Raw genomic sequence first — 25,434 nt, forward strand, 5'->3', positions numbered from 1 at the left:
CTTCCGGCAATCGCGTGCCGGATGACTGTAGCGGGTCATGGCCGCCGTCTCCCTAGCTCCTCAGCCCCGGCGCTTCCTGCCCGGTGCGTTCGACATATTCGGTATAGCCGCCGCCGTAGGTGTGGATGCCGTCGGGCGTCAACTCCAGCACGCGGTTGGACAGCGCCGCGAGGAAATGGCGGTCGTGCGAGACGAACAGCATCGTGCCTTCATATTGCGAAAGCGCGTTGATCAGCATCTCCTTGGTCGCCATGTCCAAATGGTTGGTCGGCTCGTCGAGCACCAGCAGGTTGGGCGGGTCGAACAGCATCAGCGCCATCACCAGCCGCGCCTTCTCGCCGCCGGAGAGCACGCGACACTTCTTATCGATCTCGTCGCCGGAGAAGCCGAAACATCCGGCGAGCGCGCGCAGCGGCGCCTGGCCGGCCTGCGGGAAATTGTCTTCCAGCGTCTGGAACAAGGTGCGCTCGCCCTCGAGCAGCTCCATGGCGTGCTGGGCGAAATAGCCCATCTTGACGCTCGGACCGCGCGCCACCGTGCCCTGGTCAGGCTCGGAAGCACCGGCAACCAGCTTCAGAAGCGTCGACTTGCCAGCGCCGTTGATGCCCATCACGCACCAGCGCTCGCGCCGGCGCACCTGGAAGTCGAGGCCGGCATAGATGCTGCGGCTGCCATAGCTCTTGTGGATGCCCTTCAGCGTCGCCACGTCCTCGCCGCAGCGCGGCGCCGGCTGGAAGTCGAAGGTCACCGTCTGGCGCCGCTTCGGCGGCTCGACGCGATCGATCTTGTCGAGCTTCTTCACCCGGCTCTGCACCTGAGCGGCGTGCGAAGCGCGCGCCTTGAAGCGCTCGATGAAGGCGATCTCCTTGGCCAGCATCGCCTGCTGGCGCTCGAACTGCGCCTGCAACTGCTTGTCGGCCAGCGCCCGCTGCTCCTGGTAGAACTCGTAATTGCCGGAGTAGGAGGTGAGCGAGCCGGCGTCGATCTCGACGATCTTGGTGACGATGCGGTTCATGAACTCGCGGTCGTGCGAGGTCATCAGCAGCGCGCCGTCATAATTCTTCAGGAATTGCTCCAGCCAGATCAGGCTTTCGAGGTCGAGATGGTTGCTCGGCTCGTCGAGCAGCATCACGTCGGGCCGCATCAGCAGGATGCGGGCGAGCGCGACGCGCATCTTCCAGCCGCCGGAGAGTTTCGCGACGTCGCCGTCCATCATCTCCTGGCTGAAGCCGAGGCCGTCCAGGACCTCACGGGCGCGGCCGTCCAGCGCATAGCCGTCGAGCTCCTCGAAGCGGTGCTGCAACTCGCCGTAGCGCTCGATGATGGCGTCCATTTCGTCGGCGCGGTCGGGGTCGCCCATGGCATGCTCGAGTTCGCGCATCTCGGCGGCGACCGCGCTCACCGGCCCGGCGCCCTCCATCACCTCGGCAACGGCGCTCATGCCTTCCATGTCGCCGACATCCTGGCTGAAATAGCCGATAGTGACGCCGCGATCGACCTGGACCTGGCCTTCGTCCGGCAGTTCCTGCCCGGTGATCATGCGGAAGAGCGTCGTCTTGCCGGCGCCGTTCGGGCCGACGAGGCCAACCTTCTCGCCCTTCTGCAAGGCGGCCGAGGCTTCGATGAAGACGATCTGACGGCCGTTCTGCTTGCCGATGTTTTCGAGACGGATCATAGGACGGTCCGGATAAATGCGCTGATGTGGCGGGATTTGCCCGAGCGCTTACCCGAATGAAGGCGGCGAGGGAAGAGGCAGAAGCGCCGCAGATGAGACATTGGAGATTGGCGAAGGGCGGCGGCGACAGCCGATCTCCCCCCTCGTGGGGGGAGATCAGCAGCTTCGGCGCCCCGTCTTTATTTCGCGTCGTGGAAGATGATCCCGACCGTATGCCGTTGCCCCGAGCGCAAGCGGCTGACGCCGTGGCGCAGGTTCACGCGATAGTGCCCCTTCTTGCCTTGCACCGGCCGATTGTGGACGGCGAAGATCACCGCGTCGCCTCGCCTCAGTGGTACCACCTCGGCGCGGCTCTGCATGCGCGGGCGCTGTTCGGTGAGCACGAATTCGCCGCCTTTAAAATCCTCGCCTGGCTCGGACAACAGGACCGCAACCTGCAACGGAAAGGCGAGCGCGCCGTAGAGGTCCTGGTGCAGGCAGTTGAAGTCGCCAGGGCCGTATTGCAGCAGGAGCGGCGTCGGCTTCGTTTGGCCCTCGTCATGGCAGCGCTTCAGGAAGGCGGCGTGGTCGCCGGGATAGCGCAGCGCCACCCCCATCTTCTCGTGCCAGTCGTTGGCGACGGTGGCCAGCCGCGGATAGAGCGCGGTGCGCAGGCCTTCGATCAGATCGGGGAGCGGATATCGGAAATAGCGGTACTCGCCCATGCCGAAACCGTGGCGCGCCATCACCACATGGCTGCGGAAATGCTCTTCATGCGGATAGAGCGCGGCGATTTCGGCGCATTCGTCGGCGGCGAGAAGCGCGGGCATGACGGCACAGCCATGGGCGTTCAGTTCACCGGTCAGAGTGCGCCAGTCCTGGGCTGCGACGCGCGCTTCGGCAGAGCGGATTTTACGATGCGAGCTTATCGAATGGATGGTCACTGGTGCCTCCTTTGATGGGATCAAGGTGGGGCGGGTGAAAGGTGGCGGCCACCCGATTCCTGCGGAGGTGGGCTCTCCCTTCTCTCCTGTGGGAGATCGCGCTTTCACCGCTTGCGATACCCCTCCAGCTCCGGATCGAGATCCACCCGTACCGCATTGGTGAACAGGCAGGTCGCCACCATGATGCCGGCGAAGGCGACGAGGTTGACCAAGAGCGTGTCGTCGTAGCGCGCCTTGAGCGCGGCCCAGACTTCCTCCGGAACAGCATTGGCATCGGCTGCGACCGCCTTGCCGAACTTTATCAGCAACGCCTCGTCGGCGGTCGGCTCGATCGCCTCCGGATCGAAGCCGGAATCGATCAGCGCGCGGCGGAAGAAGGTGACGGGGATCTCGGCGCGGCAGGTCTCGGAGATCGCGTGCGACAACAACCAGATGGCGCGGTCGTCGAGCGCGGGCTTGAGCAGATCGCGCAGCGTGAACCATTCGGCATAGATGCGATGGGCGGCCGGCGAATGGAGCAGGATGCGCTTCATGTTGGTCATGCGGCCGCGCAGGCTGAGCTCCCTGTCGTGCTCGGCTCGGATTTCTTGCGACGCCGTCGAATAGTCGATGGGCGGGATCATGGCCATGGGAACGGTCGCCTCACCGAAGCGTCGTGTGCAATTCTGGCGTTGCGCGCAGCGTGTTGGAGACGGTGCATATCGCCTCTGCGTCCTCGACGATGCGCTGCTTGGTCGCCGTGTCGAGATCGCCTGAAATATCGAGCCTGATGTTGAAGCGGACGACGCGGGACGGCTCGTCCGCCGCCTTCTCGCCGCCGACCTCGGCGCGCACCTCGCCGAGCTGCGCAGCCACGCCGAGACGCATGGCAGCGATGCGGGCGCTGATCACCATGCAAGCGGCGAGCGAGGCATAGACCAGGTCGAGCGGGTTGAAGCCCGGCGCGCTGACGCCGGTGACGACATCGACCGTGCCGCCGGTCGGCGTGGTGACGACCGGCAGGCTGCCCGGCTGCAGGACAGCGGTTGCGCCGGTGACGCGGGTCCTCACCTTGAGCTCACTCATCGCGGTATCCCTTTCGGCCGGCGGCACGCCAAAAATCGAGGGCGCAGCCGCCGCGGCGCACGCCCTGCCCCGCTATATGGTACGCGAGGGGCCGACGTCGCAACATCGACTGATGTCTCTGGTTCCGCTAGGCTGCAACACCTTGTTGCATTGTCCTGATGCTGCACTGTCTCGAGGTTCGGCAATGAAGCGCGGTCTCGCTTTCGCTCTGATTGCAGGCATTGCCGGCGTTGGCCTGCTCGGCGGCGGCGCGCTTTTGACTGTCGGTCAATCCGCCGTCTCGCAGGACGCTATCCAGTCGTCGGTTATCCGCACCCCGGCATTGATCGACAGCGCCTGGAAGCTGCCGGTGGCCGCCTCGTTCAAGGCCGACCTCGACTGGCAATCGAACAGCTCGCGATGCGGGCCTGCAAGCGTCGCCAACACATTCCGCTCGATCGGCGAAGAAGAGACGACCGAGGCCGAAGTGCTTGAGGGCACCGGCAAATGCTGGACAGGTTTTTGCATCATCGGGCTCACGTTGGACGAGGTTGCCGAGGTCGCTCGAACGAAAACCAGCCGGAAAGTCTCGGTGCTGCGCAACCTGAGCGCCGAAGAGTTCCGCGAGCACTTGAAGCGCGCCAACGATCCGAACCGCCGCTACATCATTAACTTCACACGCGAGAAGATTTTCGGCGCCGGCAGCGGCCATTTTTCTCCGATCGGAGGGTATCTGGAAGCCGAGGACATGGTTTTCGTGCTCGATGTCAACGAGCGCTACAAGCCCTGGCTGGTCGAGCGTGAACGCCTGTTCTCGGCCATGGACACCGTCGACAGCGATGGCGACAAAAAGCGGGGCTTGCTACTGATCGAGTAGATCGGGTCGCGCGCTGCTCCGCCCGGAAGTCGAGGAGCTTTTGCCGGCTCGCGCTACATCCAACCGAGGTCGATCGACGAACGATGGCCTCAAAGATGCTGCCAAATAGCCTTCAGCTGCGAGCCGATTGCCTGCTCGATCCTCCGCAATTGGTTGGTTTCCAACGAGGTCTCGTCGGGATTGACGACCGTAAGCGCACAACTGCCGAATGCGGCTGGCCATACATAGCGCAGATCGTTGAGCGATGTGGGCCCGTGGCAGCAAGGCGTTACGGCCGCAAGGTCTTCAAAGCCCGATGACGCCGCCCGGTCCATCGCCTCGCCCCACCAGTCCTCGAGATCGCTGCCACACAGGGGGCAGTTGATGCTTTCCGTGTTCGCGCCGGCGTCGAAGAATGTCACCCCTTTTTCAAATTCGACCCCGATATGTTCGGCCCGCGGAAACAAATCTCGCAAGATCGTCACCGCCTCCCTGGCTGCCGCCTCGCCGGGGCGCCAGCGCGGATCGTACGAAACCAATCGCAGGTAATTGTCGGACATCCCTCTTCCTGGAGCAGGAGGGGTGTTCAAAGCAAGATGTTACGGGACCGGAATCCGGCCTATCTATTTCAGCGCCCGCAACAGATGCTTCTGGATCTTGCCCGATCCCGTGCGCGGCAGGACTTCCACGGAGAAAAATTCCTTGGGCACCTTGTAGCGGGCGATGCGTGCGACGCAGTGCCTGGCGAGGGCCGCCGGGTCGAGCATGCGGCCGGGTTTCAGCACCACAAAGGCGCGGCCGACCTCGCCCCAGCGCTCGTCGGCGACACCGATCACCGCCACCTCGGCGACATCGGTATGGGCAAGCAGCGCCATCTCGACCTCGGCCGGGAAGACGTTCTCGCCGCCGGAGATGAACATGTCCTTGCGGCGGTCGACCAAAGTGACGAAGCCGTCTTCGTCGCGCTTCGCCATGTCGCCGGTGCGGAACCAGCCGTCCGCGCTGAAGGCGCGCGCCGTCTCCTCCGGTCGGTTCCAGTAGCCCGGCGTGATGTTGGGGCCGGCGAGCCAGATCTCGCCTGCCTCCCCCGGCGCGACTTCGTTGCCGGCATCATCGACGATGCGCAGCGAGACCATTGGCGCCGGCAGGCCGGCCGAGCCCGCCTTGGCGGCGATACGCTCGGCCTCCAGCGGCATGCCGAGCACGGTGCCGGCCTCGGTCATGCCAAAACCGTCGACCATCGGCACGCCCTGCTTGAGCCACCACGCTATGTCGGCGGCAGGGTTCGGCGCACCGCCGGTGAAGAGCGCCACAAGCGATGTCCAGCGCGCAGGCTCAAAGCCGGCATGTTCGCGCAGCATCCTCGCCATTTGCGGCACGCAGAAATAATGGGTGACGCCGAGCGCCGGGTCGGCGAGCCGGCCGTTGGTGACGCCGGGCTCGAAGCCGGAGGAGACCAGCACGGTGCCCCCCTTGAGCAGCACCGGGCGCAGATTGGTGATCAGGCCGATGACATGGAACATCGGCGCGTCGCAGAGCACGACGCTGTCATGGCCGACGCGGCCGATGACGCCGAAATTGACCGCGGTGGCGAAGGCATTGGCCTCGGTGACGATGACGCCCTTCGGTTGGCCCGACGTGCCTGACGTGTAGAGGATGATCGACGGCCGGTCTGCTTCCGGCAAAGGGCGACGCGGCGCTGGCTCGGCCTCATCCACGGCCGCCTGGAAGCGCGCGACGTCGAGCGGCGCGCAGCCGGTCGGCGGCGCCACATCGAGCCCGGTGTCGTGGACCAGAAGCGCGGGATCGCAATCGGCCAGGATCGCCTGCCGCTCGGGTGCGGCAAGCCGCCAGTTGACCGGCACGAAGACGGCGCCGAGGCGCATCGAAGCCTGCTGCAGGATGACGAGGTCGGCGCTGTTGCGGGCCAGCGCGGCGACCCGCTGCCCCTGCCCTACGCCATGGTTTTCGAGCACCGCGACCGCGCGCTGGATAGCGTCGTCGAGCGCGGCGTAGGTCCAGCGGCGTCCGGACGCCAGGTCGACGCAAGCAAGGCGGTCCGGCTGCGCGCGGGCATGCAGGGCAATGGGGTCCGGTGTCGTCCATGCCGGCATTGCGATCTCCTCCCGTGTCACGCGCCGTATCGGTTGCCGGCCGGCAGCGATCGCCGGCCGGTGTCAGGTCACATCGACCGGATCATCTCGCCTTGTCGTAGGCGCCGAGGCCGGGCTTGTAACTCTTTTCGTCGATGAACTGGCGGATGCCTTCCTTGCGGCCTTCATTGTCGAAGGAATTCGCCGCCTCCTGCGCCCGCACCAGATAGTCCTCGGCATTGTCGTAGGTCATCTCGGCGACGCGGCGGATGGCGTCCTTGGTGGCCTTGAGCGCGACCGGGTTCTTCTTCAACAGGATCCCGGCCACCTCGGCGACACGCGCCTTGAGACCTTCCAGCGGGTGGCTTTCATTGACCAGCTTCCAGGCCGCCGCCTTCCTGCCGTCGATCAGTTCGCCGGTCAGTGCATGATACATAGCGTCGCGCATAGACAAGAGATCGACCACCACCTTGGTGGCGCCGCCGCCGGGCAGGATGCCCCAGTTGATCTCGGAGAGCGCAAACTGCGCCTCGTCGGCGGCGAAGGCGAGATCGCAGGCAAACAGCGGGCCATAGCCGCCGCCGAAGCACCAGCCATTGACCATGGCGATGGTCGGCACGCGATACCAGCGCAGCCGCCGCCACCAGCCATAGGCCTCGGCTTGAGCCTTACGCACGGCGCCCTGGCCCTTCGCCTCGGTCTCACGGAAATATTCCTTGAGGTCCATGCCGGCCGACCAGGCGGCGCCTTCGCCGGAGAGCACGAGAACGCCGACATCGTCGCGGAATTCAAGTTCGTCGAGCACCTGCATCATGCGCCGGTTGAGCGCCGGGCTCATCGAATTGCGCTTGGCCGGCCGGTTGAAGCGGACCCAGGCGATGCCGCCCTCGACATCGAAAGCGACGGTATCTTCGATTTCCTCTGCCATGGTCAACTCCTCCGATATCGCTATGCTACATAGCTTTTATCTTCGCTATGTCGCATAGTATTTTTGTCTTGACAAGGGGCCGGATCGCGGCAATCGATCGGACATGGACGAAACCGGCAACGACCTCGCCGAGGACGCGCTCGACGCGCAGATCGGCTACAATCTGCGGCGCGCCTCGGCGCTGGCGCTCAACGATTTCGCCATCGAGATGGCGGAAGCGGAATTGCGCCCCGTCACCTACGCCATGCTGGCGCTGATCGACGAACGGCCGGGCATCCGCGCCGCCGGGCTTTGCCGGCTGCTCGCCATGAAGAGCGCCAACATGGCGCCGCTGCTGGCCGAGCTCGAGGAGCGCGGCCTGATCGAGCGCGACGACCATGCCAAGGATCGGCGCGTGCAGGAGCTTCGGCTGACCGAGGCGGCCAAGGCCGCGATGCCGGCCTGGCGGCGTCAGGTGCGCCTGCACGAGGACCGCTTCCTGCATCGGCTGACCAGCAAGGAGCGCGCAACGCTGCTGCGGCTGCTGCGGCTGATCTGGGTGGATGAGGCGGAGTGAGCGCCGGCGCGCTCCCAACTCTAGGCAAAACAATCCGATAGCTGCGCATCCTGCCGGATTGATTCATCTGTTCTGCAGGGGAAGCGGCGTAACGGGCTTCCTTCCTTCACGCCCTCAGCGCGTCAGATCGAGCGCCACTGTCACTTTTGTGACATTCTCCCCGCGAACACGGTTGCTGAGCTTCGCGACCGGTCATCAATCCGTTGCACTGGGCACCTAGCCCCGGCGCAAACCGGACCATGCCTATGCCGACAAGACGATGGAAAGGCCTGACAATCGCGATCGCCACGGCGGCGATGTTCGGCTTCGCCTTACCGGCGACCACCGCGGGCAGCACCCATCCCGGCCCGCTGTCGCGCGCGGAGGCTTTCGCGCGAGCGCAGGCGCTGACGGCGCTCGGCCGGAAAATGTTCTTCGATCCGTCGCTGTCGGCCTCGGGCAAGCAGGCCTGCTCCTCCTGCCATGATCCCAACCACGCCTTCGGGCCGGCCTCGGCGGCACCGGTCGAGATGGGCGGGCCCAATCTCGACCGGCCGGGCCTGCGCGCGGTGCCATCGCTGCGCTACCTGCAGGCGGCGCCCGCCTTCACCGAGCACTTTTACGATTCCGAGGATGAGGGCGACGAGAGCGTCGACAACGGTCCGACCGGCGGACTGACCTGGGACGGCCGCGCCGATCGCGGCCAGGAGCAGGCGAAGATCCCCCTGCTCTCGCCCTTCGAGATGGCCAACAAGGATGAGGGCGCGGTTGTGGCGGCGTTGCGCAAGGCGGCCTATGCGCAGGAGTTCCAGGCGGCGTTCGGCGACGGCGTGTTCGAGCGGCCGGGCGACGCCTTCGATGCCGCCGCCGAAGCGCTCGGCACGTTCGAGCAGAGCAGCGCCGATTTCTACCCCTATTCCAGCCGCTACGACGCTTTCCTCGCCGGCAAGGCGACACTCTCGGCGCAGGAACTGCGCGGCCGTGCCGTGTTCGAGGACGAAGCCAAGGGCAATTGCGCCAGCTGTCATCTGAGCCGGCCCAGCAACAAAGGCGAGCCGCCGCAGTTCACCGATTACGGGCTGATCGCCATCGGCGTGCCGCGCAACGCAGCGATCCCGGCCAATGCCGATCCGGCCTATGTCGATCTCGGCCTGTGCGGCCCGCTGCGCACCGACCTCAAGGGACACGCTGAATATTGCGGCCTGTTCAAGACGCCGACCCTGCGCAACGTGGCGTTGCGAAAGAGCTTCTTCCACAACGGCTGTTTCCACACGTTGCGCGATGCCGTCGCCTTCTACGCCAGCCGCGACACGGATCCGGGCCGCTGGTATCCAAAGAGCGCCGACGGCACGATCAACCAATATGACGATCTGCCAAGGGCTTACCGGGGAAACCTCAACACGGATCCGCCTTTCAACGGCAGGAAACCAGGCGACAGGCCGGCGCTAACCGACGCCGAGATCGACGACATCGTCGCCTTCCTCGGCACGCTGACGGATGCCGATCAAGCCGGGCATTGAAGGCGGGCACAGTGCATGCCGCGGACCGGCGGATTTTCCTCCGGTCAGAAAAATATCGGTGAACAGTCTTGCCTGTGTGGCCTCCGTCACAGGGTCGCCGGAAAGTTCCTGCTATATTAGCATCTTCTTCTGAGAGCGGGGGCTCGAATGAGGTTTGTAGCGGTGCAGGAGCCGCCCCATCATAGCTGGGCGGTGTTTGATACAGTCAGGGACGAGCCCGCCGCCTATGCCGGGCGCGTGCTCATCGGCCTGACGTCGCACGAGGCCCGGTGCTTCACGGCCGCGGCCAACGACGATGCGGGAAAGTGGCGGGCGAACAAGCCGTTGCGACGGCGTGCTGCCGGCCTGATTCAGGTCGCGCGCCCGGTCGGCGCGTAGCGGTTCACCACCATGCCGCAGGCATAGGCCTTCGAGCCTATGAGCTTCAGCCTGGCGAAGCCGCCCTGATCGAATATGCGGCGGCCGCTGCCCAGCACCGCCGGGTTGATGAAGAACTGGAACTCGTCGACCAGCCTGGCGGCGATCAGCGCCGAGGCGAAGCCGGCGCCGCCGAAGACGGCGATGTTGCCACCCTCGCCCACCTTCAACGCATTGACCTCGCGCGGCAGGTCGCCGCTGGCGACCCGCGTGCGCTCCCATCGCGAAGTCCTCAGCCTGTCGCTCAACACCACTTTCTGCGCTTCGACGATGCGCTGGGCGAAGGCGTAGAAACGGTCCTTCGGGAATTTCCTCGCCGCATTGCCCCAGTGGGTGAGATAGCCCTCCTCGGCCATCTTGCGGCTGAGCAGGATGGTGTCGACGGTTTCGAACACAGCGTTGAAGTCCTGCTTCAGCGCATCGTCCCAGTCGCTGTCGTCGCCCCATTCCCAAAGCTGCCAGCGATGGTCCTCATCGGCGCCGACGAAGCCGTCGACCGACATCTGCATTTGCAGGATCAGCTTTTTCATTGCGCGGTCCTCTTCGCGTTGCTCACATACGGTTTACTTTTGGAACCAGTTGACGCGAAGGAACGAATGATGTCAATTGTAAAGTGATTTACAAATGGAAGCAAATCAATGTCGACCAGGGAAAGGTCCGGCTGTCCGATCAGCCTCTCGCTCGAACTGCTAGGCGACCGCTGGACGCTGCTCATCATCCGCGACCTGGTCTTCGCCGGGAAAAAGCATTTTCGCGAGTTCCTGCAATCTGACGAGGGCATCTCGTCGCGCACGCTCGCCGAGCGGCTGCAGACGTTGCAGGACGAAGGCATCCTCACCCGCAGCGAAGACCCGACGCACGGGCTGAAGGCGATCTACCGGCTGACGGAGGCCGGCATCGACCTGCTGCCGGTGCTGGCGACGCTCGGCGCCTGGGGCAGCAAATATCGCAAGGCGGACGAGAGCCTGGCTCGAATTGCCAGGGAATTCGCGGCGGATGGCGCGCCGGCGTTGGCGCGGATGAAGGAGAGGTTACGGAAGGAGCAGGTAAGGCTCGGCGGGGCTGGGGGCGCGAAAAGTCGCGGCGCCGCCGGGATCACCCTGTAGCGCTTTCATTACTGCCGTTCCCGCTGACCCCGCCCTGCGCTAGACTGGCATTGCAACCGGATTGCCAGCCATGATCGTCCAGGCCTGCATCAATGGCGCCCGTTCCGCCGATTTCCATCCCGCACTGCCGCTCGACGCCGACGCCATGGCGCGCGACGGCGCGGCTTCGGTTGCGGCGGGTGCTGCCGACCTGCATGTCCACGCGCGCGGCGCCGACCGACTGGAGAGCCTCGCGCCGGCAGCAATGGACCGCACCGTGCTGGCGCTGCGCCGCGCCTGTCCGGGCACGCTGATCGGCGTTTCCACCGGCGCCTGGATCGAGAAGGGCGACCTGCGCACGCTGGTCGCCATCGCCGGCTGGCATGAGCTGCCGGACTATGCCTCGGTCAATCTCAGCGAGACGGCGGCGCCTGTCGTGATGGAAAGCCTGCGCCAGCGCGGCATCGGCATCGAGGCGGGCCTGGCCTCTATCGCCGACGCCGAGCGGCTGATCAGTCTCGACCATGGCGGACGCGTGCTGCGCGTGTTGATCGAGATTTCCGAGCAGGCACTGGACGAGGCTTTCGCCGTCGCCGACGGCATCGAGAAGGTGCTGGAGCGCGCCGGCATCCGACGCTCGATCCTGCTGCATGGCGAGAATGCGACGGTGTGGCCGTTCGTCGAGCGGGCGGCAGCGCGGAAGCTTTCGACCCGCGTCGGGCTGGAGGACGGGAAGGAATTGCCGGACGGCGGCATCGCGGCCGGCAATGCGGCCCTGGTGGCGGCCGCGGTGACAATTTATCGGGCAGGGCAATAGCGGCGCGAAGAACGCTCGCCAGAAGTCAGCCGATTTTCGCCAGAGGCTCGGCGCTAATCTCCACCCACTCACAGCGCCGGCTGTCGTGATAGAAGGACTGGAACGGCGGCGGGAAGGACGGGTCGGCGAAGGCGCCCACCGGAATCGCGATCACGCCGGGCTGGGTGTCGATCCGGTAGTGGACGGTGGTGCCGCAATCAGGGCAAAAGCTGTAGCTGACGCGGCCGCCCTGCTCGCCGATGCGGGTAAAGTCCGCCGCCCGTCCTTGGATCGATACGTCACCTTCCTTGAAGCGGACATTGCAGCTGAAGGCGCTGCCGGTGCGCCGTTTGCAGTCCAGGCAGTGGCAAACGGAAATGCGAACGATCTCGCCCGAGCAGACGGCTGAAAGCTGGCCGCAGGAGCATTCCGCGCGACGAGTGATCATGACCGCTCCTTTCAGCTCCGCCCCTGCCTTGTCCGGGACAGCACAGATCGGCACCTTATTGAGTTCGGCGGCGCGGCGGAAGGACGCTTGCGCCTCACCTGCCACGGAGCGCGGCGGCCCTTGTGAGGCCTGTCGGGCCGCGGTTAGCTCTTGCCAATCGTGACCCTTAGCAGCAATCTCGACCCAACAGCCGCTCATCGGCTGGATGTCGGCATGATGGGGTATTGCCATGACCCGCGATCAAATGTTTGCCCATCTGCGATCCGCCGACGCCGTCGCGCGCGAGGCGGCGGCGCATGGGCATCATCCGTTCGGCTGCGTGCTCGTGGGGCCCGATGATCGCGTGCTGATGCGGCAGGGCAATCTCAACACGGTGCGCCATGCCGAGACCGAGCTCGCGCGCCGCGCTGCCGAGGCCTACGAGCCGGAGTTCCTCTGGCAATGCACGCTGGTCTCAACCGGCGAGCCCTGCGCGATGTGCACGGGCACGCTCTATTGGGCGAACATCGGCCGGCTGGTCTACGGCTTCGAGGAGGCCGAACTCCTGGCGCTCACCGGGGATCACGCGGAGAACCCGACGATGAGCCTTTCTTCGCGCACCGTGCTCGATTCCGGCCAGAAGAAGATCGAGGTCTTTGGCCCCTTCCCCGAAATCGCCGACGAATTGATCGCGCCGCACCGCGATTTCTGGAAACGCTGACCGGTCCTTGCGACAAGGGACGACGTCCTAGCGATCCCAGGCACGAATGTTTCGACTTTCCTGCCGGCGGTGACCGGCTGTTCGACCCTCACTGCGTGTCCGCGTGCGCTCTCAGTTCGGCGCGCTTCTCGTCGGATACCACCGAGAGATCCAGCACCTTCTGCAATTCGGCGGCGTGGCGGAAGGACGGCTCGGGCTGGACGCCGCTCTTCACCGCATCGACGAAGCGCTGGTAATTGGTCGGCACCGTGCCGGCGTCGAGCGCCTCCCATCTGGCGTTCTCGACATTGTCGCCAACGCAGGCCTTGAGCAGCGAGCCGTCGAGATTGTGCACCACCTCGATGCCGCCCTTGTCGCCGTAGATGCGCAGCCTCAACTCGTTCAGATGCCCGCTCGCCCAGCGGCTGGCGTGCACCACGCCGAAGGCGCCGTTGGAGAAATCCAGCGTCATGGCGAAGCTGTCATTGGCGTCGAGCCCGTATTCGCCGATGCGATTGCCCGGCGCCTTGTCGAAGGCGCGCAGGCGGCAGAAGACATGGTCGATGTCGAGCGCCGCGCCATAGCTGGCGAAATCGAGGATGTGGATGCCGACATCGCCCAGCACGCCGTTCGAGCCGTGGCCGCGCGACAGGCGCCACAGCCATTTCGGATCGGTGCGCCAGTCGCCCCAGAATTTCGACACCAGCCAGCTCTGCAGGTAGGACGCCTCGACATGGCGCACCGTGCCGATCTCGCCGGCCTGCACCATGGCGCGCGCCTTCTGCAAGGGGGCGACATTGCGGTAGGTGAGGTTCACCATGTTGACGATGCCGGCGGCTTCAGCCGCATCCGCCATCTCGCTTGCCTTGCCGAAGTTCTCGGCCAGCGGCTTCTCGCACAGCACCGGCTTGCCGGCGGCGATCAGCGCCATGGTGGTCGGGTGGTGGATGCGGTCCGGCGTGACATTGGCGACGGCATCGAATTCGCCCCATTTCAGCGCCTCCTCCAGCGAAGTGAAGCGGGTGGGGATCTTGAAGCTGTCGGCGAATTCGCCGACGCGGGCCGGATCGACATCGACGGCGCCGACGATGTCGACGCCATCGATGGCGCTGAAACGGCGGGCATGTTCCTGCGCCATCCAGCCGGTACCGAGTATCAAAAGCCGCATTTTTTGCTCCTCCGAGCGAATTGGTTCGATTCAATGATATGGGCGACTGTGGTCTAAGCGCGATTCTTACGCAATCCCAGAAGGAAAAAACGCCGCCTTTTCCGGAACGATTTCTGTTGCGCGCGCAATTCCGGACGGAAACCCGCTGCGCACTTTTCCTGGAATTGCTTAGCGGAAGCCGGCTTCGCCCGCCGCGTGCAACTTGCCGCCGCGCTCGACGATCGGCTCAAGCGCCTTGTCGACCGGCACATTCGGCGCGTCGAGTATGGCGGGCTTTGCCCCTTGCGGGTTATGCGCCCACTTCACCGCATTGCGCAGCACCTTGTGAACGGTGGCGTCGTGATAGGTCGGATAGGTCTCGTGGCCCGGCCTGAAGTAGAAGATGCTGCCGGCGCCGCGCCGGTAGGTGAGCCCGGAACGGAACACCTCGCCGCCCTGGAACCAGGAGATGAACACCGTCTCCAGCGGCTCCGGCACGGCGAACTGCTCGCCATACATCTCCTCGTTCTCCAGTTCGAAGAATTCGCCGACGCCTTCGGCGATCGGGTGGCTGGGACTCGTCACCCAGAGCCGCTCGCGCTCGCCGGCCTCACGCCATTTCAGCGTGCAGGGCGTGCCCATCAGCCGCTTGAAGATCTTCGAGAAATGGCCGGAGTGGAGGACGATGAGCCCCATGCCCTCGAAGACGCGGCGCGCGACGCGCTCGACCACTTCGTCGGCGACGGCGCCATGGTCCTTGTGGCCCCACCAGACCAGTACGTCGGTCTCGGCCAGCCGCGTTTCGGGCAAACCGTGCTCGGGCTGCTCCAGCGTCGCGGTCGAAGCCTGTATGCCGGGGTCGGCCTTCAGCGCGTTGGCGATGGTGGTGTGCATCCCCTCGGGATAGATCGACGCGACCACCTCATTGGTGCGCTCATGGATATTCTCGCCCCAGACGACAGCGCGTATTGTCATGACATCCTCGTGGTGAAATCGGAACCGACCCGCCCCGGTCATACATAGTCCGCCCAGGCGCGAATGGAAACGTTTCGATGGTGATGTTCTGTCCCAAGGGCGCGAGGAGGCGCTGCGCGGAACGAGAACCGAGGCGAACCTTGCCGCCCCTCCAGCGTAAAGTTCCGGCCTCGAAAACCCTTCCAAACCAGCACAATAGGCGCCCCTCCTCCGACTCTGAATCAACCCGACCCGGCAACCCTTTGGCAAACGCCGCGTCTCGGTTACAATATCGGCCATGCGCGAAGCGTTGCTTGGGGTCGCGATTTTTGTCTGCCTGGCCGGAGCGTCGCTCACCAGCCTGCTGATCCATGGTCGCTTTCCGCCGCATCACCGCCAGGACGATACCAGCGCGATCGTGCGGCTCGCCGCCAACCTATTCGTGGTGATGACCTCGCTGGTGCTCGGCCTGATGATCAACTCGGCCAAGAACACATTCGAAGCCATCGACCACAATCTGCACGCCTATGCGACCGAGCTGATCCTGCTCGACCGGTCGCTGCGGCAATACGGCCCCGAGACGCAAGCCGCGCGCCAGCCGCTGATCGCCTATGTGCAGCGCGTCGTCGACGCCACCTCGCCAAGCCAGCAATCGCCGATCGTCGCCAACCGGCCGTCTGAGCTGCTGCTCAACAATGTGGGCGACCAGCTGAGCGTGCTGACGCCGCCCGACGACAGGCATGCAGACATGCTGCGGGATGCCCGCCAGCAGCTGCAAAAGGTGATCGAATTGCGCTGGGTGCTGGCCGAACAGTCGGAAGGCGCGATCCCTGGAGCGCTGATCGCGCTTCTTGTCGCCTGGCTGACGCTGATCTTCGCCAGCTTCGGCTTCAGGGCGCCATGCAACGCAACGGTCGTCGCCACCTTCGTCGTGTCGGCGGCCCTGGTCGCCGCCGCGCTCTATCTGATCATGGACATGGACATACCCTTCTCCGGCCCGATCCAGATCTCGCCAGCGCCGCTCGAAAGGGCGCTGGCGGAGCTGAAGCAATGAGGTCAGCTCCCGCCCCGGCCTAGGTCAGCGAGCAGCAGCCTGGCGGTCACCGCCGCTCCGTCGCCGCGGATCGAGCCGGCGAGCGCGACCGCCCGGGCGCGGGTTTCCGGCGCGAGCGCCGTCGCGAGGGCTGCCGACAATGTCGCCGTGGTCGGTATAGGGCCGTCATGCGCCGCCCCTATGCCAAGTTCGGCCACCCGCCGAGCCCAATAGGGCTGGTCGCCGATCTGCGGCACCACGAGCTGAGGCGCCCCTGCCCGGGCAGCGGCGACGGTCGTGCCGGCGCCGCCGTGATGGATGACGGCGGCCATCCGGCCAAACAGTGCCTGCTGGTTGACGTCGCCAACGGCGAAGCAGTCGTCGCGATCGTCGATCAGGCCGAGCTCGGCCCAGCCTTGCGCGAGCACAGTACGGCGACCGTGAGCCCGGACCGCCTCGATGGCCGCGCGGGCAGATTCGCTGGCGACCGCTATGGAGCCAAAGCCGACATAGACCGGCGGAGAGCCGGCTTCGAGGAACGCCTCCAGCCCGTCGGGCAGCGGCCGTTCGTCCGGCAGAATCAAGGCGCCGGTCTGCACGGCGTCGATCAGGTCCGACGGCTGCCACGGCCCCAACGTCGCGTCGCAGGCGAGCAGGACGGGATCGCCGTAGACATAGTCGCGGACATTCGCCACCGGCGGCAATCCGAGCGAGGCGCGGTGGCTGTTGATCGCACCGCCGAACAGTGCGTTCTTGGTCAGGATGTCCGTCTGCCACAGCAGCCGGTTGTCGGTTACCCCGGCTGGAAGAGGATGGCCCGGATATTCATGCGGCCGGTTGTGCGCCGAAGGCAGCCAGATGGGGCAGAACGTGCCAAGCATGTAGCGCATGCCCCGCTGCTCCGCGACCAACCGCGCGGCGGCGCAGGACGGAAACAGGCCGAAAGCCACCACCGCGTCGCAGCCTTCTGCGGCTGCCGCCAGCGCATCATACTGCCTGGCGACGATCTCGGCCGCCTGGCCGGAGACGAGCGCTGCCACGCCCTCGGGCGATGCCGATCTCCTGCGCCGGATCATCTCCTTGGCCCATTCGCGCACCGGCGAAAAGGCCGGCGCCAGTGGGACGCCGGCGCGGGCACACAGAGCGGCGAACTCCTCATCGCCGGGGGCACTTACCCGCACCCCGGCGCCGAGCTCCTGCAGCCGCGCGCCGAGCGCCACCACCGGTTCGACATCGCCACGCGAACCGTAAGTCGACAGTAAAATCCGCATGCAAACTCCCTTTCCTAAACTGAGGTCAAGGGCAGCGTAAATACGGCATTGCCGGGGGCTTGCCGCAAGCCCGGGCTGCGCCATATATGCTTTCTGGGAGAGGGAGTTCTCCCTTTCCTCATCCGCAATTCGATGGAACCGTCACTGCCGCTGTTGCAAGAGACGTGGCGAAGACATCAAGCGCGTGCGTCGACCGCGCCGCGCGTCAACGGCGGTGAAGACCGCAAACCGTTAAGAGATCAAAGGCAGCCTACCGGCAACTAGCTGCTGCCGGCATAGTGGCGGGCGGGTCAGCCCTGGCGGCCTTCCTGGGCGACCTGGGTGGGCGACCCGTTCAGGCGCGGCACAACGACCAGGCGCTTGATCTTCCCCTTCTTGAAGGCAGAGAGGAAGCGGCCATAATCCTTGAAGGCCACGCAGCCGCTGGATTGGGCTGGGGAGCCGCGCAGCAGATAGGTATGGGCGAGCAGACCGTTGCGGTTATATTTGTTCCTGCCGCTGGTCGGCGTCAGCCGGATCGCCTCGACGCCGTGGAAGCGCGATTCACGCATCGACAGATTGTAGGTGTCGGGCGGCGTCGGGCCGGAATTCTTGCGGTTGGCGAAGCGCGGCTGGTCGGCCATGGCGCCCTTCCCCGAATGCGCCTCCAGCTTGGAACCATCGGGCATGTAGACCGTCGCTGTCGAGATGTCATAGACGGCGACGCCGTTGCCCACGCTTGGCCTGTTGCTGAACAGGTTGCCGAACACGCCGCCCGCGCCGCGCTCCGGCATGTCGGGCTTGGCGTAGGCGAGCATCTCCGCGTCCTGGGCCTTCGACCGCTTGCCCGGCTTGGCCGGCTTGCCCTGGCTGGCCTGCACGCCCGGCAGGGTCGGCACGGCCGCCTGCTCCGAGCTGCGCGGCGACAGGATCGGCGCCTTCCCGGACGGCGGCACATCGGCGGCCTTGGCCGACTGGGCCTTGCCGGTCCTTGCCGCCTGTGGCGTCTCGGTCCCAGGCGCATCAGTCCTGCTGGCCTGGCCCTTGGGAGCCAAGGCCTTGGGGGCCGGCTGATCGATCTCGGCCTGCGGCCGGCCGGTTGGCAGCGGAACTGCGTCCGGCATCTCGTCTTGCGGCGGCAGCGAGGCGAGCTGAACTTCGGCCGGCTCCTGCCCAGCGTCAGGCCCGGCCATAGCCACCGATGGCGGCGGCGCCAGCATGTCGACCTCCGGCATTGCATTGGCGAGCGCCAGGGCCAGTCGCGACGAGCGTTCGATTTCCGCCACCTGCGGCCCGAAGCGCACCGATGCCGGGCCCTGCTGGTCGGGCAGGCGAACCGATTCGGCGAAGCGGGCATCGGCCGGCAGGCTGGCCAGCAGGGCCGGCTTGTCCTGCGCGCGGGCGAAGGCCTCCGCCAGCTTCTGCGGCGACAGCTTTGCCCTGGCGACGACGCTGTCGAAGCGGTCGGTCGAGGCTGTGCGCGCCACGGTTTCCGGCGCGGCCATCTTCGGCGTGATGCTGTCGGGGTGGGCGGATGCGAGGCGGGCCATCTTGCCGGCATTGCCGGCAGCGGCGAAGCTCGAGGCCTGGCGCACGCAGCCCGCATCGCAGCGCTCGAGCAGCGCCTGCCGATGCGGGGTGCCAACCGGAAGCTGCAGCATCCAGGAACTGGCAGTCGCGCGGCGCGGATCGGCGAGCGCGATGCTGCCCGGCGCAAGCAGGCTCGGCGGCAATCGGTTGGAGGCGGCGGTGAGCGAGGTGCCCACCGAATAGAGGCCAGCCATGGTCGCCACCGACCATAGAGCGAGCGCGGCGCCGACAGCAGGCACCGCAACCCAAAGGCCACCAGATTTCTTCGAAGTTACTCCCTCTTCAGGAGCATTACCCCGGCTTTTCAAACGCAAAGACGCCATACAACCACTCTCAATCGGCATGCCGGTTCGCGGACCTGGCACCCGTCACGATCACAGTTCGCCTGGTGCCCCCTGCACCTTCACGCGTCTGTTGCCGATTGATTCAAAAGATGGACAAAGATGGTTAACCAATCCCTCCAGCGACCGCCGATTGCACTGCGGTCGACACGAAAAAAGAGCCCTCCACAGTCTCCGCTATGGTAAAAATGCTCTCCCTCACTTGCCTTGCTGCCCGTTTTTCCGGCCTGTGTCAAGAAAACGTGAAGACCGGAACCGCAACGTCTTCAGCCGGCTAGAGGCGGATTAGGGTGAAAATGCGGCGTGGCGACAGGAAGCTCCGGCCGTCCGAAAAACTGGCCAGTCAGCCAAATCCGGGAACTCGCCTTGTCTTGCCGCTCAGATGCGCGCCCAATGTCAGCGCTTGCGGAAGATTCCGGACAGCCACCCTCATCAAGGCTGGACCGCCGGGGCAAAATGCAAGTCGGGCGATGCCCGCGGCTGCGTAGACCCGGGTCGAGAACAATCCTCTCCAGGCGGCCTCGTAGCGTCTGCCGGCCGCTTCGCGGCCCGCCTGGCCCGTTGGCGCCCCGCCGAGCTCCGAAGCCAGCAGCCAGCCGGACTGAAGCGCCATAGAGATGCCTTCGGCGATGATGGGATGCGATTCCCCGGCCGCATTGCCGACCCGGAAGATATCGTGCTCGTAGCAGGCGCGGATGCCGGGCCGGATCGGTCCGGCCGCAAGCCATGGACCGTCGAGGCGGGCTCCCTCCAGGACATCGCTCACGCCCCGGCAGGATGACATAAGGTGGCGGCAGACCGCATCGGCCGCAGGTAGGTGGCCATTCTCCTTGGGACCATCCTGTTCGGGGGGATGGTTGCCGCGCAGCCGCGCGAGCACGTCGCGCCTGATGCAGCAGGAGATCGACAGCCGGCCATGGTCGGCGAAGACCATGCCGCCATAGCCGCCGGGAAATACCAACAGCGGCATCAGATCAGTTGCGAGCGACGATCCGATAAAATGCGCTTTGAAGCCGAGCAGGTCCGACGGGCGGCTGGACTTTGCAAGTTGGCTTGGCAGGGGGCCCGGTTCCCAGGAACCGTGCGCCGCGACGATCACCGGCGCCCGCAACATCGTGTGTTCGTCGCTGACATTACTGGCCTGAATACGCACCGTCTGCATGTCGCCATCCCGGTCGATGGCGACGGGCCAAAAGGGCTGGAAGATTTCGGCGCCCGCCGAGCACGCCGCCTGCAAGAGCAGAGTGTCGAGCACGTCCCGGCCCAGTGCCCGGCCGAAGCCGTCATCTGCACAGCGCCCTGCTCTTGCCCGAGGCATTGCCGCCTCGACGCGGGTATTGCCTGAGAAGAAGCCGACGCGGCGGATTTGCGGCCCTGCACTGGCGCGCCAGGCGTCGCCGATCTCCAGCCGGTCGAGAAGCGCGAGATTGCTTGCCGAGATGTATTCGCCGCAGACCTTGCGGCGCGGGAACAGCCGCTTTTCCACGATCGCTACCGCCCATCCGCGCCGGGCAAGCGTCAGCGCAACGGATGTACCCGCCGGCCCGGCGCCGATGATGATCGCATCATGTGTCGACAGACGTGTCATCGGTCCGGATCGGAAACGCTACCGGCGCCGACGAAGACGTGGGAAAACGGACCGGCACGCCGTTCCTCGAGCGGCATGCCGTTGACCTTAAGCCAGAGAGCGGAGAGCTCGTTGCCGCGAAAGCCGGCGCGTACGCTCTGGGCCGCATCGTGCCGGGTGACGTCGTTGACGCCGATCGCCGGCAGAAGGCCGGCAGCGACGAGCGCCGGCATCGATCTCAGCGGTTCGGTTGCCAGGAGCAAAGGCGCTTTGGGCGCCAGCAGTGAGAACAGACGCAGCAGCCCGGCGTCATCGAAATGATGCAGGAAGAGGTTGACGGTGATCGCGTCGTAGCGGCTGCCGCCGGCCCGTTCCGCCCAGTCGAAGACGTCGGCGGTGATGCCTGCAACTGTCCACCCCAGACGGTCGAAATCCACCGAGAGTTCGGCGGTGAGAACGTCGACACGGTCGAGCAGCGTCAGTTCTACCCGCGGCCACTGCTTGACCATGCGCCGGGCCACGGCCAGCATGAAGGTGCCGTCGCCGGCGCCGATCTCCAGGATGCGGCCCGGCGGCTTCGGCACGAATTTCCTCAGCAATGACGCCATGATCCGCGCCTGCAGCATCAGTGCGTTGATGCGGCGTAGGTCACGGCGTGAAGCGCGCGCCCGTGGATCGTCGGCGGCGAGCCCATCCAGGATTTCCGGGATAAGGCTGCGCTGCGCGAGCGCGGTCATGAGACGGTCCTGAACAGCATGGTCTCGGCCGTTAGGCCGGGTCCGAAAGACATGCCGCAGCCCAGCAGTCCGCCGGGCTTCTTCAGCATCTTCTCCATCACGAACATGACCGTCGCAGACGACATGTTGCCGTAGCCGCGCAGCACCTCGCGCGACGGCTCGAGCGCGGCCGGTTCGAGATCGAGCGCCCTTTCGACGGCGTCGAGAATGCTGCGCCCGCCGGGATGCACGGCCCAGAGGTCGATCGCCTCCGGCGGCCGGCCACCAAGGATGGCGTCCTGGCTGCTTCGCAACACTTCCTGGACCGCCCCCGGGACCTTGCCGGAAAGAAACATGTCGAAGCCGTGGTCGCGGATATCCCAGGTCATCAGGTCCCGCTGCTCGTCGGCGACGGCGCAACAGAAGGAGTCGAGCGCGATGCCGGGCGGCTCGGCGGTCACGAGCGTCGCCGCGCAGCCATCGCCCCAAAGGCAGAAAGAGAGCAGCTTTTCCAACTCGTCGGTCTCCCTGATGTGCAAGGTGCATATTTCGATATTGACCAGCAGGATCCTGGCTTGCGGGTTGGAGCGGACGATGTGGCGGGCAAGCTTGAGGCCGCTGACCGCCGCATAGCAGCCCATGAACCCGACTATCGTGCGCTCGATGCCATCCGGCAGGCCGCAGCGCTGAACCAGGTCGAGGTCGATGCCGGGCGCGGAGAAACCGGTGCAGGTAGTGACGATGAGGTGGGTGATGCGCGACGCCTCATCGCCAAGATGCAGCCCGTCGACGCCGCTTTGCGCCAGGACGGGGGCGGCTTCGCTGAACATCGCCATTCTCACGGCCGTTCCGGGAAACGCGCCGCGCCTGAAGGTCCCGGCGAAATCGGCCGACGGCCCTTCGGGTTCGAGGGCGGGCGCAAAGCATGAAAAGCGGTGCTCGATGCCGGCGAGGCCGGCCATGCGTTCGAATATTCTCCTGCGATCGGAGGCCAGCATCGAGGCTGCGTAGCGCAGGTAGAACTGGTGGACGTCGTGCTGCGGCACCGCCGTCGCGATCCGGTTGATATAGGCGTTGGCGGACACGTTTCTGCCTCCCTGGGCTCGGGCGCGATGCGCGCTGTGCCGGAGGGATTTCCGCTACTGACAGGCGCCAGGCGTTGAGCGTTGCCTATTCGATAAACGTTTCGAAAAACCAGTTTCTTCCTGGCGCGACCCAAAGATTCTGAAAGGATCACACGCAAAATCAAAGTGTTACGGTCTCAGCCGCGCGCGAAAGGCGCGCCGGCCACAAGCGCATCAAGCCGGGGTGAATCTTCGGTCAGGCAAAAGCTTCGGGCCGATTCACTCGCTGCCTTGCACCCCTCCGGGCACGATCAAGGCTCCCTGGTCGCGCTCCGAATATCTGAAGCGGATAAAGAACAAGGCGATGATGATGAGGCAGATCGCCAGCACGGTGGCGAGGATCCTTCCCGGGTGGTTTTCGGCAGGCTGTTTGTCGTCCATGGCGGTTCGCCTCGCCTATAAACCCGACCGGAGCGGAAAGGGTTCCAAGCTCCCGGGCGCAACGCCGGATTGAAGAAGCCGATCGCCGCGATCACGTGACGTCGATAACGACCATCAGCCCGCCGCCGCCCTTCCGTTGAATTTCCGACTTCAGCCCTCGATCCGGCTTGACCTTCCAGCAACTGGAACCCTTAGCGTAGAGAAATCCGGCGGCGGACTCCCTCGATATCCAGGAGCAAACGATGCATCGACGCGGTTTTCTGGCGGCAGGCCTGGCGACGGTTCTGGCGAGCCCACGCGCGCTGGCGCAGATGAAGATGGACGACATGTCCGGCATGGACATGAGCGGCCATGCCGGGCACGACATGGGCGCGATGGCCGAAGGCGCCGTCGCCCTGCCCGAGGGCGAGGTGTTGCGCGACCTGCCGCTGCTCGCCAACGCGGCCGGCCGGCCAGGCCTGTTCAAGGCACGGCTAACGGCGGAAGCGGCCGTCACGCGCTTCGCCGAAGGGCTGGACACGCCGATCCTCGCCTATAATGGCACGAGCCCCGGGCCGCTGATCGAGGCCTTCGAGGGCGACCGCGTCGAGATCACCTTCGCCAACCGGATCGAAGGCGAGGCCAGCACCATCCATTGGCACGGCATGCCGGTGCCGGCCGATCAGGACGGCAATCCGATGGACCCGGTGGAGGCGGGCACTGACCGCGTCTACGCCTTCGAGCTTCCGGAAGGGTCGGCCGGCTCCTACTGGTATCATCCGCACGCCCACGGCACGACCGCCGAGCAGGTCTATCGCGGCCTTGCCGGCGCCTTCGTCGTCAAGGCAAAGGCCGATCCGGTGCCGGCCGAATATGCTGATACGGTACTGGTGCTCACCGACCTCAGGCTCGCCGCCGACGGCTCGATGCCCGCCAACACCATGACCGACCTGATGAACGGCCGCGTCGGCGACCATGTGCTGGTCAACGGCCAGAAGAATCCCAGGCTTGCCGTAACGAAAGGCGCGGTGCGGCGCCTGCGTCTCTACAACGCCACCAATGCGCGCTTCCTGAAGCTCGCCTTCGACGGTGCGGCGATGACCGTCATCGGCACGGATGGCGGATTACTGGCGGCGCCGGTTGCGGCCGACGAGATCCTGCTCAGCCCGGGCGAGCGCATCGAACTGGTCGTCTCCTTCGGCCGGCCAGGCCTCGTCACCCTCGCCACGCTTGACTACGATCGCGGCTGGATGGGGCCCGGTCGCCCGGCAGACGGTGGGCTGACACTGCTGACCATCGACGTCTCCGAAGAGGCCGGAGGAGCGATGCCGCCGCCGCCGGCGAGCCTGCGGCCGATCGCGCCGCTGCCTGCCCCCGCCTTTAGCCGGCGCCTGGTCTTCAGCGAAACCATGGCGATGAACGCCACCGGCATGGAAATGGGCTTCCTGATCAACGGCAAGGCCTTCGACATGGCGCGCGTCGACATCGTCGGCAAGGCCGGCGAGACCGAGCTCTGGGAGATCGTCAACCAGGCCGACATGGACCATCCCTTCCATGTCCACGGCACGCAGTTCCAGGTGATCGAGCACGAGCGCGACGGCAAGATCTCCAGGCCGCCCTTCCTTGCCTGGAAAGACACCGTCAACGTGGCGCGCGGCGAGACGCTGCGGCTGCTGCTGCGCCAGGAGCAGCCTGGCCGGCGCATGTATCACTGCCACATCCTCGAGCATGAGCAACTCGGCATGATGGGCGTTCTCGACGTCACGGCATGAGGGCGGGCATCGCATCCCGGGTGGCGATGCTGGCGCTTACCGGCTCGCTCGTTATGTCCTCGCCGCTGGCCGTGGCCTCGGGCGACGCGGTCGTTGCTGCCCGCCAGGCTTCAATGAAGGCGATGGCGGCGGCGGCGAAAACCGTTGCCGAGATGTTCGACGGCAAGCGAGCCTATGACGCTGCAGACTTCCGGACGGCGGCCGATACGCTTCGTACCCGCACCGGCCCCGTCCTGATCGCCGAATTTCCGTCAGGCACGCTCGGCGCGCCCTCCGGCGCCAAGGCTGAGATCGATCAGGCGCGGCCTGAATTCGAGGCGCTCGCCCGCCATATCGGCGGGCTCGCCTCGGCCCTGGCCGCAAAGGCCGAAACGGCGCCGGCGCAAATCACCAGCGACATGCGCATGGGCGCGATGCTGCCGACGGATGGCGGCAGCCTGCTCGGCAAACGGCCGAACGCCGTGCATGTCGATCCTGCCAAGCTGCCGGCGGAGCATCTCCTGCATCTCATCCTGCAGGATTGTTCGAGCTGCCATTCGAAGTTCCGGCGGAAGGTGAAGTGACACAGGCGACCTATCTCT

Annotated in this window: 27 protein-coding genes; 10 read left to right on the forward strand and 17 right to left on the reverse strand. The window is 65.7% G+C overall.

What is annotated here, in order from left to right; genetic code table 11:
• Window positions 1-52 precede the first annotated feature (52 nt).
• From abc-f to EN857_RS04100, 4 genes are all read right to left on the reverse strand, one after another.
• Window positions 53-1,675, reverse strand: coding sequence for a ribosomal protection-like ABC-F family protein (gene abc-f, locus EN857_RS04085; RefSeq protein ID WP_127393464.1), 1,623 nt, complete (start codon window positions 1,673-1,675; stop codon window positions 53-55).
• Window positions 1,676-1,854: 179 nt separating this feature from the next.
• Window positions 1,855-2,598 (reverse strand): 2OG-Fe(II) oxygenase, encoded by a 744-nt coding sequence (locus EN857_RS04090; RefSeq protein ID WP_127393463.1) that lies wholly within the window; start codon window positions 2,596-2,598, stop codon window positions 1,855-1,857.
• Between the two features lie 104 nt (window positions 2,599-2,702).
• Window positions 2,703-3,227, reverse strand: coding sequence for a hypothetical protein (locus EN857_RS04095; protein ID WP_127310615.1), 525 nt, complete (start codon window positions 3,225-3,227; stop codon window positions 2,703-2,705).
• A 13-nt stretch (window positions 3,228-3,240) separates the two neighbouring features.
• Window positions 3,241-3,663, reverse strand: coding sequence for an OsmC family protein (locus EN857_RS04100; RefSeq protein WP_128274693.1), 423 nt, complete (start codon window positions 3,661-3,663; stop codon window positions 3,241-3,243).
• A gap of 184 nt (window positions 3,664-3,847) precedes the next feature.
• On the opposite strand from EN857_RS04100, the gene EN857_RS04105 reads away from it, so the two are divergent.
• Window positions 3,848-4,519, forward strand: coding sequence for a phytochelatin synthase family protein (locus tag EN857_RS04105; protein WP_127391958.1), 672 nt, complete (start codon window positions 3,848-3,850; stop codon window positions 4,517-4,519).
• An 89-nt stretch (window positions 4,520-4,608) separates the two neighbouring features.
• On the opposite strand, the gene EN857_RS04110 is transcribed toward EN857_RS04105, so the two are convergent.
• The 3 genes from EN857_RS04110 to EN857_RS04120 form a co-directional block, all read right to left on the reverse strand.
• Window positions 4,609-5,058, reverse strand: coding sequence for a hypothetical protein (locus EN857_RS04110; RefSeq protein ID WP_127391947.1), 450 nt, complete (start codon window positions 5,056-5,058; stop codon window positions 4,609-4,611).
• A gap of 63 nt (window positions 5,059-5,121) precedes the next feature.
• Window positions 5,122-6,612: an AMP-binding protein gene (locus EN857_RS04115; protein WP_127391948.1), complete on the reverse strand. Its 1,491-nt coding sequence runs from the start codon at window positions 6,610-6,612 to the stop codon at window positions 5,122-5,124.
• An 82-nt stretch (window positions 6,613-6,694) separates the two neighbouring features.
• Window positions 6,695-7,519, reverse strand: a complete 825-nt coding sequence (locus EN857_RS04120; RefSeq protein WP_127284963.1) for a p-hydroxycinnamoyl CoA hydratase/lyase — start codon at window positions 7,517-7,519, stop codon at window positions 6,695-6,697.
• A 103-nt stretch (window positions 7,520-7,622) separates the two neighbouring features.
• Between EN857_RS04120 and EN857_RS04125 the strand changes: the two genes are divergently transcribed.
• From EN857_RS04125 to EN857_RS04135, 3 genes are all read left to right on the forward strand, one after another.
• Window positions 7,623-8,075: a MarR family transcriptional regulator gene (locus tag EN857_RS04125; RefSeq protein ID WP_127284962.1), complete on the forward strand. Its 453-nt coding sequence runs from the start codon at window positions 7,623-7,625 to the stop codon at window positions 8,073-8,075.
• A 296-nt stretch (window positions 8,076-8,371) separates the two neighbouring features.
• On the forward strand, window positions 8,372-9,574 hold the full coding sequence (locus tag EN857_RS04130) for a cytochrome-c peroxidase (protein WP_245478320.1): 1,203 nt from the start codon (window positions 8,372-8,374) through the stop codon (window positions 9,572-9,574).
• A gap of 147 nt (window positions 9,575-9,721) precedes the next feature.
• Window positions 9,722-9,952 carry a hypothetical protein gene (locus tag EN857_RS04135; protein ID WP_127391949.1) on the forward strand — a complete coding sequence of 77 codons (231 nt, stop codon included), beginning with the start codon at window positions 9,722-9,724 and terminating at the stop codon, window positions 9,950-9,952.
• Here EN857_RS04135 and EN857_RS04140 read toward each other — a convergent pair.
• Window positions 9,925-10,521, reverse strand: a complete 597-nt coding sequence (locus EN857_RS04140) for a dihydrofolate reductase family protein (protein WP_127391950.1) — start codon at window positions 10,519-10,521, stop codon at window positions 9,925-9,927. The genes EN857_RS04135 and EN857_RS04140 overlap by 28 nt on opposite strands.
• A 108-nt stretch (window positions 10,522-10,629) precedes the next feature.
• Between EN857_RS04140 and EN857_RS04145 the strand changes: the two genes are divergently transcribed.
• Together EN857_RS04145 and EN857_RS04150 are read left to right on the forward strand one after the other, a co-directional pair.
• Window positions 10,630-11,097 carry a helix-turn-helix domain-containing protein gene (locus tag EN857_RS04145; protein WP_127391951.1) on the forward strand — a complete coding sequence of 156 codons (468 nt, stop codon included), beginning with the start codon at window positions 10,630-10,632 and terminating at the stop codon, window positions 11,095-11,097.
• A 70-nt stretch (window positions 11,098-11,167) separates the two neighbouring features.
• Window positions 11,168-11,893 (forward strand): 3-keto-5-aminohexanoate cleavage protein, encoded by a 726-nt coding sequence (locus tag EN857_RS04150; RefSeq protein ID WP_127391952.1) that lies wholly within the window; start codon window positions 11,168-11,170, stop codon window positions 11,891-11,893.
• A 25-nt stretch (window positions 11,894-11,918) separates the two neighbouring features.
• Here the strand turns inward: EN857_RS04150 and EN857_RS35490 are convergent, their stop codons facing one another.
• On the reverse strand, window positions 11,919-12,551 hold the full coding sequence (locus EN857_RS35490; RefSeq protein WP_245493443.1) for a GFA family protein: 633 nt from the start codon (window positions 12,549-12,551) through the stop codon (window positions 11,919-11,921).
• Between EN857_RS35490 and EN857_RS04160 the strand changes: the two genes are divergently transcribed.
• Window positions 12,550-13,020, forward strand: coding sequence for a nucleoside deaminase (locus tag EN857_RS04160; protein ID WP_127391953.1), 471 nt, complete (start codon window positions 12,550-12,552; stop codon window positions 13,018-13,020). The genes EN857_RS35490 and EN857_RS04160 overlap by 2 nt on opposite strands.
• 88 nt (window positions 13,021-13,108) lie before the next feature.
• Here the strand turns inward: EN857_RS04160 and EN857_RS04165 are convergent, their stop codons facing one another.
• Together EN857_RS04165 and EN857_RS04170 are read right to left on the reverse strand one after the other, a co-directional pair.
• Window positions 13,109-14,167 (reverse strand): Gfo/Idh/MocA family oxidoreductase, encoded by a 1,059-nt coding sequence (locus tag EN857_RS04165; protein WP_127391954.1) that lies wholly within the window; start codon window positions 14,165-14,167, stop codon window positions 13,109-13,111.
• 168 nt (window positions 14,168-14,335) lie between these two features.
• On the reverse strand, window positions 14,336-15,121 hold the full coding sequence (locus tag EN857_RS04170) for a ThuA domain-containing protein (RefSeq protein WP_127286677.1): 786 nt from the start codon (window positions 15,119-15,121) through the stop codon (window positions 14,336-14,338).
• A gap of 277 nt (window positions 15,122-15,398) precedes the next feature.
• Here EN857_RS04170 and EN857_RS04175 point away from each other — a divergent pair, with 277 nt between their 5' ends.
• Window positions 15,399-16,154: a DUF4239 domain-containing protein gene (locus EN857_RS04175; protein ID WP_135858022.1), complete on the forward strand. Its 756-nt coding sequence runs from the start codon at window positions 15,399-15,401 to the stop codon at window positions 16,152-16,154.
• A 2-nt stretch (window positions 16,155-16,156) separates the two neighbouring features.
• On the opposite strand, the gene EN857_RS04180 is transcribed toward EN857_RS04175, so the two are convergent.
• The 6 genes from EN857_RS04180 to EN857_RS34590 form a co-directional block, all read right to left on the reverse strand.
• Entirely contained in the window at window positions 16,157-17,404 is a 1,248-nt protein-coding gene (locus EN857_RS04180; RefSeq protein ID WP_127391956.1) for a glycosyltransferase, read from the reverse strand.
• 290 nt (window positions 17,405-17,694) lie between these two features.
• Window positions 17,695-19,167: a tlde1 domain-containing protein gene (locus tag EN857_RS04185; protein ID WP_189521629.1), complete on the reverse strand. Its 1,473-nt coding sequence runs from the start codon at window positions 19,165-19,167 to the stop codon at window positions 17,695-17,697.
• 490 nt (window positions 19,168-19,657) lie between these two features.
• Window positions 19,658-20,902 (reverse strand): NAD(P)/FAD-dependent oxidoreductase, encoded by a 1,245-nt coding sequence (locus EN857_RS04190; protein WP_135858027.1) that lies wholly within the window; start codon window positions 20,900-20,902, stop codon window positions 19,658-19,660.
• Window positions 20,899-21,618: a methyltransferase domain-containing protein gene (locus EN857_RS04195; RefSeq protein WP_127393795.1), complete on the reverse strand. Its 720-nt coding sequence runs from the start codon at window positions 21,616-21,618 to the stop codon at window positions 20,899-20,901. The genes EN857_RS04190 and EN857_RS04195 overlap by 4 nt, the downstream gene beginning before the upstream one ends.
• Complete coding sequence (locus EN857_RS04200; RefSeq protein ID WP_127393796.1) at window positions 21,615-22,682, reverse strand: type III polyketide synthase; 1,068 nt, start codon at window positions 22,680-22,682, stop codon at window positions 21,615-21,617. The genes EN857_RS04195 and EN857_RS04200 overlap by 4 nt, the downstream gene beginning before the upstream one ends.
• A gap of 258 nt (window positions 22,683-22,940) precedes the next feature.
• Complete coding sequence (locus EN857_RS34590) at window positions 22,941-23,102, reverse strand: hypothetical protein (RefSeq protein WP_187331181.1); 162 nt, start codon at window positions 23,100-23,102, stop codon at window positions 22,941-22,943.
• A gap of 242 nt (window positions 23,103-23,344) precedes the next feature.
• On the opposite strand from EN857_RS34590, the gene EN857_RS04205 reads away from it, so the two are divergent.
• Together EN857_RS04205 and EN857_RS04210 are read left to right on the forward strand one after the other, a co-directional pair.
• Entirely contained in the window at window positions 23,345-24,853 is a 1,509-nt protein-coding gene (locus EN857_RS04205) for a multicopper oxidase family protein (RefSeq protein ID WP_135858029.1), read from the forward strand.
• Entirely contained in the window at window positions 24,850-25,416 is a 567-nt protein-coding gene (locus tag EN857_RS04210; RefSeq protein WP_128347007.1) for a cytochrome c, read from the forward strand. The genes EN857_RS04205 and EN857_RS04210 overlap by 4 nt, the downstream gene beginning before the upstream one ends.
• Window positions 25,417-25,434 lie beyond the last annotated feature (18 nt).

Source organism: Mesorhizobium sp. M4B.F.Ca.ET.214.01.1.1 (assembly GCF_004791545.1).
GTDB lineage: Bacteria > Pseudomonadota > Alphaproteobacteria > Rhizobiales > Rhizobiaceae > Mesorhizobium > Mesorhizobium abyssinicae.